Source organism: Vibrio sp. 10N.222.46.A1, from assembly GCF_041473595.1.
In the GTDB taxonomy this organism is placed as follows: Bacteria; Pseudomonadota; Gammaproteobacteria; order Enterobacterales; family Vibrionaceae; genus Vibrio; species Vibrio tasmaniensis_A.
Window position 1 is genome coordinate 1 of the sequence record NZ_JBFRSN010001325.1, and the last position, 690, is coordinate 690.

The following is a 690-nucleotide window of genomic DNA, read 5'->3' on the forward strand; positions in this document are numbered from 1 at the left end:
GGTCAATACTCATTAATATAGCGAGTGTCGCTGACCCTGCAACATTCAGTGGAGACTCCACAGGAGTGGCAAAAGAAGACATAACACTTCAAGCTTCAGGTACGTTGACGGCGAGTGACCCTGATGGAACCGCAGGGTTTACCGCGGTACAGGGTGGAGCTGGAATAGCCGGAAGCAAAGGCTATGGGCACGCTCATATCGATGTAAATGGTCACTGGACTTACGACCTTGACAACAACCATCCTATAGTTCAACAGCTTAGCGAAGGTCAGACAGACACTGAAACCATCACGGTTCAATCTGCAGATGGCACGCACCATGATATCGTGGTTACCATTACCGGAACCAATGACGCACCGATTCTCGGCGTTAACCAAACATCAACAGCAGCAGGTACATTAACAGAGACAGATTTAGACACTAATGACACTCATACCTTCTCTGTCGTTAGTTCTAACGGTCAATTCGGTTCATTGTCGGTCGACCCAGACACTGGTGACTACATCTACACACCAAATACGTCTATCACAGGAATGAGTTATAACTCTGCCACCAACTCCTATCATGGTGTCGATGTATTCGAAGTAAAAGTCAGTGACGGCCATACTGAAGATTCGAAATTCATCACCTTTGATGCCTCGGGACATGTCACCATGTCACCAACGGGTGGCCTAGTAATATCAACCACAG

At 47.4% G+C, this 690-nt stretch carries 1 protein-coding gene; it reads left to right on the plus strand.

Going from position 1 to position 690, the window contains the following annotated elements; all coding sequences use genetic code 11:
- Window positions 1-690: VCBS domain-containing protein (locus tag AB4496_RS26340; RefSeq protein ID WP_372132841.1), on the plus strand; the 690-nt coding region annotated here is incomplete at both ends.